The sequence below is a fragment of the Leucobacter sp. G161 genome, from assembly GCF_001482305.1.
GTDB lineage: Bacteria > Actinomycetota > Actinomycetes > Actinomycetales > Microbacteriaceae > Leucobacter.
Genome location: NZ_LOHP01000067.1, coordinates 23144 through 39090 on the forward strand (window position 1 = coordinate 23144; position 15947 = coordinate 39090).

Here is a 15947-nt window from a genome sequence, read left to right on the forward strand (position 1 = left end):
TCCAATGCGATTGAAGCTTCATGACGACTCTGTCCTCCCGGTGCCTTCGCCGTAGCCGGCGGTGCATCCCCAAGGTACCTTCGAAAGCCGAGGGGCGCACGTTGAACGTTGGCACGGCGGCTCCACTACCGACCTTTGGCCGTAGCCCGGGTCGACGGGACCGCCGTACAGTCCATAGTTCAGCTATCAATTGCAGAGTCGCAAGGAATGGTCATGCAGAACGTTCAACACAGTTCAGTCAACCTGTCGCCCGTGAGCCCGCTCGATTTTCTGGCGCGAGCGGGTGAAGTGTATCCCGACAAGACCGCGATCATCTATGGGAAGCGGTCGCACAGTTACGCCGAGTTCGTCGCCCACGCCGAAGCGCTCGCGCGGGCGATCCGGGCAGAGATCCAGCCCGGCGATCGCGTTGCGTTTCTCGCACCGAATATCCCCGAGCTGCTCGTCGCGCACTTTGCCGTGCCGCTCGCCGGCGGCGTCCTCGTCGCCATCAACACCCGTCTCGGGACGGGTGAGGTGACGGAGATCCTCCGACACTCTGGCGCCACCTTGCTCTTTATTGATGCGGAGCTCGCGCGCCAGCACGGCTCCGACTGGAAGGGCGGCACAGCTGTGGCAACCACCATCGAGATCGCCGACCCTGAGTTTGGCCTCGAACGTTCCGGCCTCGGCCTCGGGGAGCTCGCCTTCGACGCATTCGTTGCTCAGCACGCGGGTGACACCAAAGACCTCGAGTGGGGCGTCGCCGATGAGCTCGGGCTCATTTCGCTCAACTACACGTCGGGAACCACAGGGGCACCCAAGGGCGTGATGTATACCCACCGCGGGGCCTATCTCAACGCGGTCGGGGAGATGCACCACAACGCGTTCGACGCTGACACCGTGTACCTCTGGACACTCCCGCTCTTTCACTGCAACGGCTGGTGCGGTCCGTGGGCCGTGACCGCCGCGGGAGGCACGCACGTGTGTCTCCGCGAGGTACGTGCTGACCGGATCTGGGAGGCGATCGATACCCTGGGCATTTCTCATCTCTCGGGAGCCCCCACCGTGTGCAGCACCATCGTGAACGCCGAGATGGCGCACGCGGTCCAGACACCGTTGCGCATCACGACGGCGGGAGCCCCACCCACACCTGCCGTGCTGGCGCAGCTCGAATCGCTCGACATTGAGGTCGTGCACGCCTACGGGCTCACCGAAACGTATGGCCCCATCACCGTGTGCGAGCACCAGCCTGGTTGGGCACAGCTCTCGACAGCGGAACGCGCCAGGATGGTGAGTAGGCAGGGCGTAGCGATGGTGCAGGCAAACCGAGCACGCGTGGTCACCGAGGACATGGCTGACGTACCTGCCGACGGAGAAACCCTCGGTGAGATCGTGTTCCGGGGGAATACGGTGATGCTCGGCTACTTCAACGACCCTGAGGCGACGGCGGCAGCGTTCGCCGGCGGCTGGTTCCACACCGGAGACCTCGGAGTGATGCATCCCGACGGCTACATCGAGATCAAGGACCGCGCGAAGGACATCATTATTTCCGGCGGCGAGAACATTTCGAGCGTCGAAGTGGAGAGCGCCATGAGCGGGCACCCATCGGTGCAAGACATCGCTGTGGTCGGGTATCCGCACGAGCACTGGGGCGAACGCCCCAAGGCGTACGTGCTGCTCCGGCCCGGGGCCCAGGCGTCCGAAACGGAGCTGCTCGAATTCGCCCGCGGCTCGCTCGCCCGCTACAAGGTACCCGACTACGTTGTCTTCGTGGAGCAACTCCCGCGCACGGCAACCGGGAAGGTCACCAAGGGGGCGCTTCGCGCGCTCACGGACCGCCCGAATCCGGTCTCGAACCCTCGATGATGGGTGGCTGGCGGGCTCCGCACGTCCGAGGCCCGCCAGACCTTCACATCGTCGTTGTCGGTGGTTCACCGATGCATCAATCTCCCGTAATGCGGGCTCTTTAGATTGAGGGAGCACAGCTGTGCACTCACAAGGAGAATTGATGCAAAACACTCAGTATTCGTCGGAGGCGCACGTCGGCTCCGGCGCACCATTGCGCAGGAGTCTGTGGGGCGGCGCGCTCGCTGCATGCACCGCGGTGGCACTGCTCGCACCGATGACGCCCGCCCATGCGACGGCTCCGGCGCAGCCAGCCTCGGCCACCGCAGCGCCCCAGGCCATGACCCAGGAACGTATCAACGCCGCGAACGACGCGTACAACGGAGCCGCCGCGACACTCGAGTTCATCACGATGTCCGACACTGAACTCATGGGGGGCCCGACAGGCGAGAAAACCTCGGAGCAGGTGGCCTACGACGGTGCGAAGCCACACTTCGTGAACCTCCGAGCATGGGCCGATGCCAAGGGCTTCCAAGCCCGCGCAGTTGTCAACAACGGCGACGTCGTCGGCGTGAATGACCCGGAATACAATGCCCACATCGCCGGCAACAGCGAAAAGCCCGCCGGCTGGTACCGTGCGGTCGAGCGCGTTATGCGCGAGACGTTCCCCGAGGCGAATGTGCTCCTCACGCAGGGCAACCACGACATCGCAGATCTCATGGGAAAGACCTTTGACGAGGCACGCGCGCAGCACGCCCCCGAGGGAGCACCGGAATGGTTCTACCCGAACGCTGACTCCCAGTATGTGAGCAACTTCCACACCACGATCGAGGGCATCGACTTTATCGGCCTCGACTACAACGGTACGAGCACCTACGGGTACGCCGGGCAGCAGACCGGCTACCAGGAGTACCTCACCAAGACCCTCGCGGGCATCGCCGCCAAACCCGACTACGACAAGACGAAGCCGATCTTCGTGTCGATGCACAGCGGCTACGGCAGCACCACCCTCGGCGGCCCCTTCCGCAACAAGCAGGACATGGCTGGCCCGGACCTCATGCGGATCCTCGCCGACTACCCGCAGGCCGTGCTGGGTTCGGCGCACAGCCACTTCTCCTCGAACCCCGAGACGAGTATCTACCAAAAAGACTTCACGGTGTACGAGAACGCCTCGATGAACTACATCTATCAGAGCGTTCCCGGTGACTTCATCGGCGGCGAGTACTTCGGCGGCAACCAGGGAGACGCTGCAGCGGGGATCTCCCAGAAGAGCGCCAACTTCGTCACCGTGCTCGAAGACGGCGACACCGTGATTCGCCGCTTCGACGTCACCCACCAGCGGTGGCTCGGCATACCTTGGGTGATCGACACCTCGAAGGGCAAGGACGGCTTCACCTACACCGACGATCAGCGCAGCAAGGTAGCGCCCTGGTGGGACGCCGCAGCCGTGACCGCGAGCGACGTCACCGAAACCTCGCTCACGCTCGAGTTCGACCAGGCGAAGGACGACGAGCTCGTCAACTTCTACGAGGTCGAAATCACCGACCAGGCCGGCAACCCGGTGCCGTTCACGGCGAACCAGGTGCCAGACTTCGGCAACAACGCGCCCAAATCGTTGAACGGATCGTTCAAGGCCTACTCGCGTTTCTACATGACGCCAAACACGATGGGCTTCGATATCAAGGGTCTGAAGGCCGCAAAGACCTACAACGTGAAGGTCTCCGCGTTCGACGACTTTGAGAACAGGTCGGAGCCGCTCACGGGCACCGTGCGGACCGCAGGCACGCTCGTGTTCCCCGAGTACCCGGAGACCGCGGCACCTGCACCGACAGGTGAGTTCCTGAACCTCCCGTTCGAGGGCGACCTGACCGATGAGGGCACCGCAGCTGCTGCTGCCCCCGAGTACTCCGCAGTCGGGTCGGTGAGCTACGTCGACACCGATCGCCGCGGTGCCGCAGGACAGGCAGTACGTATCGGCACCGGCAACGGCAGCTACGTGAACCTCGGCAAGCGTGCCGAGTTCGATCTCGGCACCGACAAAGACCTCACCATAAGCTTCTGGGCAAAGGTCACCGGGCTCAACGGCTACGGCGCGATGATCAGCAACAAGAACTGGGCGAACTGGTACCGCTCGGGGATCAACGTGGCGCCCGAGTACACGAATACGAGCAGACTCGAGTTCACCCTCGGCGACGGCAAGAACGGCGTGTACACGACCGGAGACGTTGCGGACTTCCGAAACTCCTGGCACCTCATGACCGTGTCCGTCGACCGCACCCGCAACATCGCCAGCACCTACATGGACGGTGTGCTTGCCAAGGAAATGGACATCTCGGGCGTCGGTGATATGACGAGCGAACTCGACATGCACATCGGCGTTGACGGCCTGAAGAACTACGGGCTCGGGTTCGACATGGACGACCTGAAGATGTGGGACTCACCGCTCACCGCCGCGGAGGTCGCAGGTCTCTACGCCGCGGCAGACGCGACCGCGGAGACCGAGGCGCTCACCGGCGCCGTCGAGTACGCGAAGGATCTCGTCGCTGCGAACGAGGTCCATGCCACAAACGGCCGCGTCTTCGATCCTGCACTCGATGAGGCGCTCGCCGCAGCACTCACGCAGAGTGAAACCGCGCTTGCGGATGCGGCACCGGCGAAGGACGCGCTGCGTGCCGGGTACGACGCGCTGAAGTCCGCGGTGGATTCGGTCGAGGCGCAGGCTGTTCGATTTGCCTACGCGGTTGAGGCCAGCAACGGTGAGGTCACGCCTGCCGAGGGCGTCGCCGATCTCGACGGCGAGCTCCGGCTCGCACTCAAGCCCGCCGCCGGGTTCCAGATCAAGGACGCGGTCATTGACGTCACTGGCGCCGATAGTTTTGCGGTTTCAGGTGAGGAACTCATGCTCACCGGAGTTCAGGGCAAGGTACTCGTCTCCGTCGCGTTTGCGAAGGTCGTCGACGGGGGGCCCGGCGATGGCGGCCCCGGTGACGGTGACGGTGACGGTGACGGTGACGGTGACGGTGACGGTGGCCCGGGTGATGGTGGCCCGGGTGATGGAGGCCCCGGTGACGGCGGTTCTGGCACTCCCGGTGACGGTGCTCAGCCCGGAGAAAACGGCGGCAAGGGATCGGGATCGCTGAGCCGGGACGGCCTTGCGGCAACCGGTGGCGATCCCGTCACCGCGTGGCTGCTCGCTGGAGCCGCGACGGCTATGCTCGCCGCAGCTGGTGGCGTGCTGTGGTTGCGGACACGCATGCGCCGCCAGTAGCGCCGTAATGACCGGGAAGCTCGTGCCGAGGTCGCACGGCTTCCGGGCCCTCCAACCCGACACGAGCCGTGTGCTCGTCAGTCGGGGTGGAGGGCCCTGTCCGTCTGCGGTGTCGGGGCGCCTAACGGCGCTGTGAGACGCGTACCGAAATGCCGCGCCATGTCCACCAGAAAGCCAGGAGGGCGAATATTGAGCCCGCGAGCGAAAAAGAGTGCGCGGCAAGGAAGAGATCCCACTCGACGATGGGGAGATCCAGGGGATACCGCCAAGCCACTGACGCGAGAATGCACCCCACGGCCATGAGCAGCACTGCCACGATTCCAGCGCCCCACACAAAAATGAGGCGCGGTCGTGGTCGGGACTCATCGCGTTCGACATACCCCATCCGCAGCAGCAGGAGCGAGGCGAGCGCGCCAACGATGAGCGCGACAAGGTCGGCTCCGATGGTGTCGGAGAGACGATGCCACTTCGCTGTGATCGTGTACGCGCCGATACCGAAGGCCCACGGGCTGACCAGCAGCATCGCTAGCCCGCGCCACTTGTACGGGACAACGAGGAACAGTGCGATGATCACGGTCATAGCAATTGTCGTGTGCCCGGAAGGAAACGAGTTGCCGGCGTAATCACCGGTCACTTCTACAAGCTCGGGTCTTGGGAGAATGAACCGCTTCAACGCTTGGGTGATGACCTGCCCGACGAAGATGACGCCCATCGCCACGGCTGCCAGGGTGATGGATCGTCGGAGGAGTCCAATGGCCCCGACTGCGAGTGTGGTGACTGCCAAGCTCCAGAGCGTGATTTGTTCCAGGGCGCGACTTGCCTCGGAGAATTCGGCCTGGTCAATCTGATCGGCCCCACGGAGGGCAGCGTTCTCAAAGGACTGGCCGGCTGGTGTCAGCACAGCGCCGATATAGATGACCGCGAGAAGGACGCTCGCAACAGCAAGCAGGTACCACCAACGGGTGGGGCTTGTCACCAGCTGGGTTGGGCCCCCACCGGTCCGCTCTTCGGTGATGATGTTCTCCATGTGTATCCCCTGAACTGAAATCTCTGGACAGCGTTTGCGCTGTCGGAGCGGCGCGTAGAAGTAGCTGACTGACGAAGGTGAAATGTATTGTTGCGCCACAGCTACGAAGAGGCAACCAGCCACGCGGTGATGTCAGCGGTATTCTCCCCGGGGGAGGACGAGTAACGCCGCGGTGAGGAAGACCACGAACCCGCCGCCGACGCCCGCAATTCCTGCACCACCCCCGAGGTCAATGACCTCCGCGGTTGACAACCCGCGCGAACGAAGCAGCAGCACGAAGAAGCCGAGGGCAATCGAAGCAGTCACCCCGACGGCTACAGCGGTGAAACCTCGGCTGAGAGGTGACCAGGCTCCGCTCGTGAGGTTTCCCAAGGCGATCCCGGTGCTGACCAGCGCTGCGACGCCGGCGGCAATCGCCTGCGTATTGATAAAGGCCTGCGGCGGCAAGAAGCTGTCGACGCCGTCCTTGCCCCAGTGCGAAGGGAACGAAACCGGTAGGTCGTTCCAGGACGATGCCATGACCCACATGAACAGCACGACCGAGACGGGGAGAAGAACGCCGCCGATGATCACCCTCACGCGCTCTGTCCGCGTCAGGCGAGCTGGCTCATCCGCACTCTCCGGTAGTCCCGTAGTCATTCCTGCAGCATAGCTCGGGCCGAAGAAAAGAAAAGCGGCTCCAGCGCCAAACGCTGAAGCCGCATCACACGTGCCCCCGGCAGGATTCGAACCTGCGGCCTACGGTACCGGAAACCGGCGCTCTATCCCCTGAGCTACGGAGGCGAGCAAATGTAACTCCCCAAGCCTAGCGCACCTGGGAGCGCGGGTGGAACACCGCCCGGCCGTCGGGCGGTTCGGTCACCCCGCGCCTGCCGGTAGACTTGTCGCTTGTGACGCCACAAGAACTTGCACACGCCCTTGCCCAGATTCTCGCTGCCAACTTCGCCGCTCGCGGGGGAGACGCCGCCGAGATTGCCGTGACCGAGCAGGACACGCAGCTGGAGCGACCGAAGAACCGTGAACACGGGGACTGGGCGTCGAACGTTGCGATGAAGTTCGCGAAGCGCATCGGCACGAACCCGCGTGCGCTGGCTGAGGAGCTTGTCGTCGAGATCGAGAAGATTGACGGCGTCGCGAAGGCCGAGATCGCTGGCCCCGGATTCATGAACATCACGCTCGATGCCGCTAGCGCTGGCGAAACCGCCCGCCGGGTCGTCGAGCAGGGCGCCGATTACGGGCGCAATGACGTTCTCGCCGGTCAGCGCATCAACCTTGAGTTCGTAAGCGCCAACCCGACGGGGCCCCTGCACATGGGGCACACGCGCTGGGCTGCGCTTGGTGACTCGACTGCGCGCGTGCTGCGTGCTTCGGGCGCTGAGGTGACGAACGAGTACTACATCAATGACGCCGGTTCGCAGATGAACAAGTTCGGCCGTTCGGTGCTTGCCGCTGCTCTCGGCGAGGAAGCGCCGGAGGACGCGTACCCGGGCGAGTACATTCAGACGCTCGGTGCGCAGGTCCGCGAGCAGCTGCCGAACCTCGCTGAGCTCGCGGCAGAGGATCGCGACGCCGCACTCGAGCAGACGCAAGAGCTCGCATACCAGCTGCAGCTCGCCGAGATCAAGGACTCGCTCGAACGCTTCAACGTGCACTTCGACGTCTACTTCTCGGAGCGGACGCTGCACGCGAAGGGCGAGAACGGCGAACCGAGCCCGATTGAACTCTCGATTGACCGCCTCCGCGAGCAGGGGCACGTCTTTGAAGAGGACGACGCGATCTGGGTGCGCACGACCGATTTCGGTGACGACAAGGATCGCGTCTTCACCCGCGGTAACGGCATCTACACGTACTTCGCGGCCGACGCCGCCTACTACCTGTCGAAGATGGACCGCGGCTTCACCGAGAAGATTTATCTGCTCGGCGCAGACCACCACGGCTACATCGGTCGCCTCACCGCGATCGCAGGCGCGGCGGGCGACAACATCGAGACCGACATCACGGTTCTCATCGGCCAGATGGTGAACCTCGACGGTGCGAAGCTGTCGAAGCGTGCCGGCAACATCATCGAGCTCACCGACCTGCTCGAGTGGCTCGGCGCTGACGCGCTGCGCTACTGGCTCGCGCGCTACCCGGCGGATTCGCCCCTTTCGCTCGACGGCGAGAAGGTACGCAGCCGCACCAACGACAACCCGGTGTTTTACGTGCAGTACGCGCACGCACGCACCTGCGCGGTCGATCGCAACGCTGAGGCCGCGGGCATCACCCGCGAGGCCTTTGCCCCCGAGCTGCTCACGCACGAGACTGAGACGGATCTGCTCGGCAAACTGCAGCAGTACCCGGGCATCGTCGCGGGTGCCGCTGAGCTACGCGAGCCGCACCGCATCGCACGCTTCCTCGAGGAGCTCGCCGCTGTGTACCACCGTTGGTACGACAACTGCCGCGTGATCCCGCTCGGCGAGGAGCCGGTCACCGATCTGCACCGTACCCGCCTGTGGCTGAACGACGCGGCTGGCCAGGTGCTGCGGAACGGGCTCGACCTGCTCGGCGTCTCGGCACCGGAGCGCCTGTAAATCATGCCTCGCCCGCTGAAAGTCATCATCGCGCTGGTGGTGGCCGTCGGCGTGCTCGCCGGGCTCGCCGAGTGGGGGCTGCGCCTTGCGATCCCCGGGGTGGTCGAGAAGATCGCCCGTGAGCAGCTCGACCTGCCCCGGAGCCACCCGGTTGACGTGCAGCTCGGCGGCTCAGCGCTGCTGTACGCGATCGGTGGCGGCGTCGGGGACATCGAGGTGGAGATCCCGGATGCTCCGGTGGCTGACGGCGTGCGGGCGACGCTGGATTTCCGTGCGGATCGTTCCCCCTTTGACCCCTCGCAGGGTGAGATGGAGGGCGTGACCGCGGCGATCTATGTGAAGACAGCGGATCTAGGACCGGTGATCTCGCTGCTCACGAGTGGGCTCGTGGATTCGGGCAAGACGAGCAGCGGCGAGCTTGTTGTCGGCCGGCAGCTCGAGGCGCTGGGCTTCTCTGTTCCCATCGAGGCGACGCTGGGCCTGTCGGCGGTCGACGGCGAAGTGCTTGTGGAGCCGCGTGGGCTCTCGGCGGTAGGTTTTGATCTCTCAGTGGATCAGCTGGCGTCGGCGACCGGGGGACTGCTCGACCCGCTGCTCTCCGCGAGACAGCTGTGCGTCAGCGAATGGATCCCGGCGGGGGCGACGCTCACTGACATCTCGATCACGACGAGCGGAGCGCGTGTCGAGTTTGGGCTGGCACCCGACTTCCTGTCGAACCCCGCGCAGCAGGAGCTCGGCACCTGCGGCTGACGGTCGCTGACCGGTCGCCGCGGGTGCCGAGCGCCGGGTTACTGCATCGTGTTGACGATGAGCCCAATGTGGGTGAAGAAGTTCATCGCTCCGAAGAGGAGGAAGATGATGCCGGTGACGAGCCAGGTGCCCCCGACGAGCTTCGCAACGCCCGAGAGTGGCTGCTTCGATGAGAAGCCGCGGAGCGCAACCGGGAAGAGCGCGGCCCCAAGCCCGACGAACGCGAACAGCAGCGACATGAAGACGGCCTCGATCATCGGGTAGTCCGCGACGATGCCCGAGATGGGCTCCTCGGCGGGGGCAGCAAACAACTGGAAGACGATGCCTGCGAGCGCGATGCCGAACAGTGCGAGGCCCATGCCGAGCACGAAGATGCCCATCGGGCGTGCGACTGCCGCGGCCTCGGCAGCACGATCCTCTGCCGCGACGATCTGGTCGCCACGCTTCCAGAGATACAACGACGCTGCGAGGAGCAGTACACCGAATGCGAGGCTCGGCTCACCGAACACGATGTTGTCGAACGGGAAATACATCGCAAACGGCCACTCGAGGGTCATGTGCAGCCCGGTTGCGGTGAGGATGAAACCCATGACGCCGGACGCGAGCGCCCACCCCTCCGCGCGGAAGTCCTTGTCGCGGACAAGCGCCCGGCCCAGCATGTACATGAAGATGAGGCCTGCGCCAGCTGCGACAGCCATGACCGTGTTGTACGTCGGCATCTGGGTCCAGTCGATGACGAGACCGGTGTCCCGCCCCTTGAAGAAGTCTTCGATGAAGCTACCCATGATCAATTCCTTAGTGTGTCAGTGCCGCGCAGACGCGGTGAGCGAGTGCGGGCGGCGAGTGGTCGTACTCAGTACAACCGATTACCGGTGAATTGTATTCGTTTGCATGCACTTTGCGTAAGCGGGGTGTGTCCTGTGTACCCGTCGTGGAGCGATTGGGAGTTGTCAGCGGTTCGGCACTAGTGTGTCGGATGTCTCCGTCCGATGACGCACAAGGAATTGCAATGCACGATGCTGGTTTGACCGTCGTAGAACCTCTCGCCGAGGGCCGCGAGACCCGCGCGGCGGCGGCACTCGCTGCCGTCGCTGCTGAACGGGTAGGCGTGCCGGCTCCCGCGATGGTGGTCGCGGCATTCGACGCCTCCGGAGTGATCGCCTGGCATGGGACAGGTGAGCCGCGGCTCGACGGCCAGCCCGTGACCAGGCACACCGTGTTCCGCATCGCGTCGATGACGAAGAGCTTCCTTGCCGCCACCGCGCTCGCGCTTGTGGAGGAGGGCCAGCTCGATCTCTCGGCGGACATCCGGGAGTATCTGCCCTACGTCCGCCTGCACGTCGGAGGTGCACCGCAGTCGGTGACTGTGAGGGAGCTGTTGTCGAATCGTTCGGGGCTGCCGGAGGACAACGCCTGGGGCGACCGGCAACTCGGCTCTGAGCGCGAGCGGATCGCGGAGCTTGTCACAGCGGGGATCCGGTTGACGACGCTGCCCGGCATCGGCTACCAGTATTCCAACCTCGGTATGTCACTCGTTGGTCGCGCAATCGAGACCCTCGTCGGTCACACCATTGAGCAAGAGATCCGTGAGCGGTTCATCGACCCGCTTGGGCTCACGCACACCTGCTTCGACCCTGCTGACTACCCCGAGGGCGCGGATATCGCGCCGGGCTTTCGGACGTTTGACGCGGGGCAGAGCTTCGTGCCGGAGCCGCTGCTCACGACCGGTGCGCTTGCGTGCATCGGCGGGTTGTTCAGCACCGTGGATGACGTGGCCCGCTGGGCGTGGTTCCTCGGTTCTGCGTTCACGGAGACCCCTGACCGACCCGACCTGTTGTCGCCGCGAAGCAGGCGCGACATGCAACGGACCCACACCTCGATCCCGTCGCCGCTTGCGACGTCCGACCGCGATTTCGCGAGCCTCGGCTACGGGCTCGGGCTGTTTGTCTCTGAGGATCGTCGGCGCGGGCGCATGGCAGATCACTCCGGCGGGCTTCCCGGGTTCTCCTCGCACATGCGGTGGCATGTTGAGAGCGGCGTTGGCACAGTCGCGTTCGGCAATTCGGACGGATTCCGGTCTGAGGCCTTCGCAGTCGCCGCGCACGCCCGGGTGCTCGAAGCAGCGGGCACGCCGTCGGCCACCGTCGAACCGTGGCCGGAGGCGATTGTCGCCGCGGAACGGTTCGATGCCCTGATGCGCGCGGGCGAGACGGTGGGCGGCGCTGCAGAGTTCGCCGCCGAGAACCTGTTCGCCGACGTGCCAGTTGCGGTGCGCGACGGCCGCGTCGCAGAGCTGGTGCGCAACGTCGGACGCCCGGTGGAGCAGGCAGCATTCCTTGAACGCATCGTCGGTGCAGCTGACGCAGGCCAGTTGCGCTGGCGCATCGACTGCGAGCACGGCTCGCTCGTATGCGACATGCGCATGATCGGGCTGTGGGTGCCGCTCGTGCAGAGCCTGGCGGTCGTGATCGCAGACGCCGGTGGGCGTAAGCCCGCCTCGGAGGAGCCAAGCTGGCGCGACCGGGCAGCGACTCTGCTCTCGCGTAACGCAGTGGGGTCGGCTGGGATCAGTTAGCTCCGCAGAGCGCTGTCTCGCCCCTTTGCGCGTAACATCCGCGTTCGGGGACGGGCCGTCTATTAGGATGGAGAGGTTCGTTCGGAGAGGTCTTTCCGTTCGCGCGGCTTCAGGGGCCAAGCCGGGTCCGCTCGCCAGAGGTTGCATGCGTGCAGCCATCCGAGCGTCCGAGCGTCCATGCGACACCCACCCACAGCCGAGGAGCGTCCGATGACCGATCACCTGAACCCTGACGTGAACGCGATCGATGACCGTGTCTTCCCGCGCGGAGCCCGCCGCGGCCGCGAGTGCGGCGTGCTGAAGATTGGCGGCGTTCGCGCAACTGAACTCACCGCGCAGTTCGGATCCCCCCTGTATGTCGTCGATGAAGACGCGACGCGCGCGACCGCGCGAGACATCCGCGATGCGCTCCGCGGTGAGGCGCAGCGCGTCGGGACTGATGCGACGGTCTACTACGCGAGCAAGGCGTTCCTCAGTGTCGAGACCGCCCGCTGGATGGTTGAGGAAGGGCTTGCGATCGACGTCGCAAGCGGCGGTGAGTTGCTGGTCGCACTTGCGGCCGGAGTCGACCCGAGCAAGATTGGATTCCACGGCAACAACAAGTCGGAGTCAGAGATTGCTCGCGCGGTGGAAGCTGGCGTCGGCACCATCATCGTCGACAGTGAGATTGAAGTCGCGCGCATCGCCGCCGCAACGCGCGCGGCCAGCAAGCGCCAGCGCGTGCGGCTGCGCGTGAACAGCGGGGTTCACGCGTCCACCCATGACTACCTCGCGACCGCACATGAGGATCAGAAGTTCGGCATGCCGCTGAGCGCCGCCCCGGCGCTCGTCCGCGAGATCGTGTCGCACGAGGGGCTCGAGTTTGTCGGCCTGCACTGTCACATTGGTTCACAGATCTTCGCGACCGAGGGCTTCCGCGAATCGGCACGCCGCCTGCTCGGCGTCTACGTTGAGCTCGCCGAGATCACCGGCGCGCAGATTCCCGAGCTCAACCTCGGTGGCGGCTTCGGGATCGCCTACACGCCGGAACAGGCTGGGGAGGCACCGAACATCGTCGACATTGCGCGGCAGCTCGCCGATATCGTCGCAGCGGAGTCACAGGCAGCAGGCATTGCGCTGCCGCACCTCGCGTTTGAGCCCGGCCGAGCGGTCGTCGGTCAGTCCGGTGTCACGCTGTACACGGTCGGCACAACCAAGCACGTCGACCTCACCGGCACCGGCGAAGCAGACCCCGCGGACCGCGGCTACGCGAAGCGCCTCTACGTGAGCGTTGACGGCGGCATGAGCGATAACGCCCGCCCAGCGCTCTACGGCTCCGACTATCACGTGCGCATCGCAAACCGGGCGAGCGACGAGCACGCCGCGCTCGTCCGCGTCGTGGGTAAGCACTGCGAGTCGGGCGACATCGTCGTCTACCGCGACGAGCTGCCGGCCGACGTGCGCCCTGGCGACATTCTCGCGGTCGCCGCGACGGGAGCGTACTGCTGGTCGCTCTCGAGTAACTACAACTTTGTCCCCAGGCCCCCGGTCGTCGCCGTACGCGGCGGCGAGGCCCGCACGATCGTGCGCGGCCAGACCGAGGCCGACCTGCTCGCGCAGAGCGTGGTCGCGTAATGGCGACCCACAAGCTAGAACGTCAGAATGAGAATGGAGAACACCGGGTGAACGGGTATCGAGACCTTCGGGTTGCACTGCTGGGATGCGGATCAGTTGGCGCGCAGGTTGCGCGGCTGATTCTCGAGAACAGCGAAGAACTCGCGGCCCGAATTGGGGCCCGACTCACGCTCGAGGGTATCGCGGTGCGGACACTCGAGGCCGAGCGCGACGTCGAGCTGCCGCGCGAGCTGTTCACGACCGACGCTGAGCGGCTGGTGCAGGGCGCCGACATCGTCATCGAACTGATGGGTGGCATCGAGCCTGCTCGTTCGCTCATCCTCCTCGCCCTCGGCGGCGGCGCAGACGTCGTCACCGCGAACAAGGCACTCATCGCCGCGCACGGTCGCGAACTCGCCGACGCCGCAGACCAGGTCGGCGCGCAGCTGCTGTACGAAGCCTCGGTCGCGGCGGCGATCCCGATCCTTCGCCCGCTCCGAGAGAGCCTCGCGGGCGACCACATCACCCGCGTCATGGGCATCGTCAACGGCTCGACGAACTACATTCTTGACCGGATGGATCGCTTCGGTGAGTCCGCCGAATCCGCGATGCAGCTCGCGAGCGATCTCGGCTTCCTCGAGGCCGACCCGACGCTCGACGTCGAGGGCTTCGACGCCGCGCAGAAGGCAACGATCCTTGCGAGTATCGCGTTCCACACTGAGGTACCCGAGAGCGCCGTGTACCGCGAGGGCATCACGAACGTCACCCTTGACCAGATCACCGCCGCGCGGCACGCTGGATTTGTGATTAAGCTCCTCGCCGTCGCCGAACGGCTCACCGCGACCGACGGCACCGACGGTGTTTCGGTGCGGGTCTACCCGGCGCTCATCCCGCGCGAGCACCCACTCGCCGCGGTGTACGAGGGCAAGAACGCGGTGTTTGTGGAGGCCGAGGCCGCCGGCGAACTCATGTTCTACGGCGCTGGCGCTGGCGGCAACGAGACCGCCTCGGCGGTGCTCGGTGACCTCGTGTCGGCGGCTCGACGCCACGTAGTCGGCGGCCCCGGCATCCCCGGATCCACCCACGCCGAATTCCCGGTACTGCCCGTCGGCGAGGTGATGACTGCCTACCAGGTGATGCTCGAGGTGCGGGACGAACCCGGTGTCCTCGCCCGCGTCGCCGGCATCCTCGCCGCGCACGGGGTTTCGGCCGCCAGTGTGGAACAGAACGTCTCGGACGAGGGGCGGGCAACGCTTGTGATCGGCACGCACACCGCGCGCGAGGCAGACCTCGCAGCAACTGTGGCCGCGCTCCGTGCCGACGACGCCGTTGCCGAGGTGACGAGCGTCCTGCGTCGTGAGGGCCGCGCGTGAGCCGGGCCGAACGGGCGCTGCGCGTCCACGTACCGGCGACGAGCGCAAACCTCGGGCCAGGCTTTGACACGCTCGGCATTGCCCTCGCGTACGGCGATGAGCTCACGGTCGTCACGCGACCCGAGCCCGGGGCCCTCGTCACCGTCATCGGCGTCGGCGAGGGCGAGGTCGACACCGACGAGCGTAACCTCGTCGTGCGCTCGGCAGCCTTCGTGTTTGACAGGCTCGGCCGCCAGATGCCCGGGCTCACCATCGAAGCGCACAACCGGATTCCACACGGCCGTGGCATGGGCTCCTCCGGATCCGCAATCGTCGCCGGCGTGATGATTGCCGCGGGCCTGCTTGCGACCGACCCTGAACAGCCGGTTGACCTGACGGAGGCCGAGATCTTTGCCTTCGCGACCGAGCTCGAGGGGCACCCCGACAACGTCGCACCCGCGCTGTTCGGTGGTCTCACGATCGCCTGGACGAACGACGAGGGCCCGCGCTTCAAACGGCTCCTCGTGCACCGCGGCGTCGCGCCACTCGTGCTGGTGCCGACCTTCACGATGTCGACCGAGCACGCCCGCAGCCTGCAACCGAAGCAGGTGCCGCACGAGGACGCGGTGTTTAACGTCTCGCGCTCGGCACTGCTCATCGCAGCCCTGACGCAAAGCCCAGAACTCATGCTCGAGGCGACCGAGGACCGACTGCACCAGAACTACCGCGGCGAGGCGATGCCCGCCACCCGCGACCTTGTCGGAGCGCTCCGCGCCGCGGGGCATCCAGCGGTGGTCTCGGGCGCTGGCCCCTCGGTGCTTGTGCTGTCCAACGGTCCGGGGGAGCGACTTGCCGCAGCGGATCTTGTCGCGGAAATTGCGCCCGATTGGCGCGTGCTCACACTCGCTGTGGACATCAAGGGTGCTACAGTAGAAGAGATTCCGGTCAACTCTGCGTTCTCTTCGCGGGTGTGACACTGCATGGC

11 protein-coding genes and 1 tRNA gene are annotated in these 15947 nt (G+C 65.5%); 8 read left to right on the forward strand and 4 right to left on the reverse strand.

What is annotated here, in order from left to right:
* The first annotated feature begins 213 nt into the window (after positions 1-213).
* Together AUL38_RS11230 and AUL38_RS11235 are read left to right on the forward strand one after the other, a co-directional pair.
* On the forward strand, positions 214-1848 hold the full coding sequence (locus tag AUL38_RS11230) for an AMP-binding protein (protein ID WP_059062319.1): 1635 nt from the start codon (positions 214-216) through the stop codon (positions 1846-1848).
* A 142-nt stretch (positions 1849-1990) separates the two neighbouring features.
* Positions 1991-5095 carry a LamG domain-containing protein gene (locus AUL38_RS11235; protein WP_059062235.1) on the forward strand — a complete coding sequence of 1035 codons (3105 nt, stop codon included), beginning with the start codon at positions 1991-1993 and terminating at the stop codon, positions 5093-5095.
* A 121-nt stretch (positions 5096-5216) separates the two neighbouring features.
* Here AUL38_RS11235 and AUL38_RS11240 read toward each other — a convergent pair whose 3' ends face one another.
* The 3 genes from AUL38_RS11240 to AUL38_RS11250 form a co-directional block, all read right to left on the reverse strand.
* Positions 5217-6122, reverse strand: coding sequence for a phosphatase PAP2 family protein (locus tag AUL38_RS11240; protein ID WP_083506814.1), 906 nt, complete (start codon positions 6120-6122; stop codon positions 5217-5219).
* A gap of 132 nt (positions 6123-6254) precedes the next feature.
* A complete protein-coding gene (locus tag AUL38_RS11245) occupies positions 6255-6761 on the reverse strand; it encodes a hypothetical protein (protein WP_153006564.1) in 507 nt (168 codons plus the stop codon).
* Between the two features lie 71 nt (positions 6762-6832).
* Positions 6833-6905: transfer RNA gene (locus AUL38_RS11250), tRNA-Arg, on the reverse strand.
* A gap of 107 nt (positions 6906-7012) precedes the next feature.
* Here AUL38_RS11250 and argS point away from each other — a divergent pair.
* Positions 7013-8692, forward strand: coding sequence for an arginine--tRNA ligase (argS, locus tag AUL38_RS11255; protein WP_059062240.1), 1680 nt, complete (start codon positions 7013-7015; stop codon positions 8690-8692).
* A 3-nt stretch (positions 8693-8695) separates the two neighbouring features.
* Positions 8696-9442, forward strand: coding sequence for an LmeA family phospholipid-binding protein (locus tag AUL38_RS11260; protein WP_059062242.1), 747 nt, complete (start codon positions 8696-8698; stop codon positions 9440-9442).
* Positions 9443-9480: 38 nt separating this feature from the next.
* On the opposite strand, the gene AUL38_RS11265 is transcribed toward AUL38_RS11260, so the two are convergent.
* Positions 9481-10227, reverse strand: a complete 747-nt coding sequence (locus AUL38_RS11265; RefSeq protein WP_059062243.1) for a DUF981 family protein — start codon at positions 10225-10227, stop codon at positions 9481-9483.
* 224 nt (positions 10228-10451) lie between these two features.
* On the opposite strand from AUL38_RS11265, the gene AUL38_RS11270 reads away from it, so the two are divergent.
* From AUL38_RS11270 to thrB, 4 genes are all read left to right on the forward strand, one after another.
* A complete protein-coding gene (locus tag AUL38_RS11270; RefSeq protein WP_083506815.1) occupies positions 10452-12017 on the forward strand; it encodes a serine hydrolase in 1566 nt (521 codons plus the stop codon).
* A gap of 210 nt (positions 12018-12227) precedes the next feature.
* Complete coding sequence (lysA, locus tag AUL38_RS11275) at positions 12228-13631, forward strand: diaminopimelate decarboxylase (protein ID WP_059062245.1); 1404 nt, start codon at positions 12228-12230, stop codon at positions 13629-13631.
* 47 nt (positions 13632-13678) lie between these two features.
* Complete coding sequence (locus AUL38_RS11280; protein WP_153006565.1) at positions 13679-14983, forward strand: homoserine dehydrogenase; 1305 nt, start codon at positions 13679-13681, stop codon at positions 14981-14983.
* Positions 14980-15936, forward strand: coding sequence for a homoserine kinase (thrB, locus tag AUL38_RS11285; protein WP_059062249.1), 957 nt, complete (start codon positions 14980-14982; stop codon positions 15934-15936). The genes AUL38_RS11280 and thrB overlap by 4 nt, the downstream gene beginning before the upstream one ends.
* Positions 15937-15947: the final 11 nt, after the last annotated feature.

Bases quoted from the DNA above. Each gene is read 5' to 3' on its own strand.
- AUL38_RS11230 (WP_059062319.1), top strand. From the start codon at position 214: ATGCAGAACGTTCAACACAGTTCAGTCAACCTGTCGCCCGTGAGCCCG.
- AUL38_RS11235 (WP_059062235.1), top strand. From the start codon at position 1,991: ATGCAAAACACTCAGTATTCGTCGGAGGCGCACGTCGGCTCCGGCGCA.
- AUL38_RS11240 (WP_083506814.1), bottom strand. From the start codon at position 6,122: ATGGAGAACATCATCACCGAAGAGCGGACCGGTGGGGGCCCAACCCAG.
- AUL38_RS11245 (WP_153006564.1), bottom strand. From the start codon at position 6,761: ATGACTACGGGACTACCGGAGAGTGCGGATGAGCCAGCTCGCCTGACG.
- AUL38_RS11260 (WP_059062242.1), top strand. From the start codon at position 8,696: ATGCCTCGCCCGCTGAAAGTCATCATCGCGCTGGTGGTGGCCGTCGGC.
- AUL38_RS11265 (WP_059062243.1), bottom strand. From the start codon at position 10,227: ATGGGTAGCTTCATCGAAGACTTCTTCAAGGGGCGGGACACCGGTCTC.
- AUL38_RS11270 (WP_083506815.1), top strand. From the start codon at position 10,452: ATGCACGATGCTGGTTTGACCGTCGTAGAACCTCTCGCCGAGGGCCGC.
- lysA (WP_059062245.1), top strand. From the start codon at position 12,228: ATGACCGATCACCTGAACCCTGACGTGAACGCGATCGATGACCGTGTC.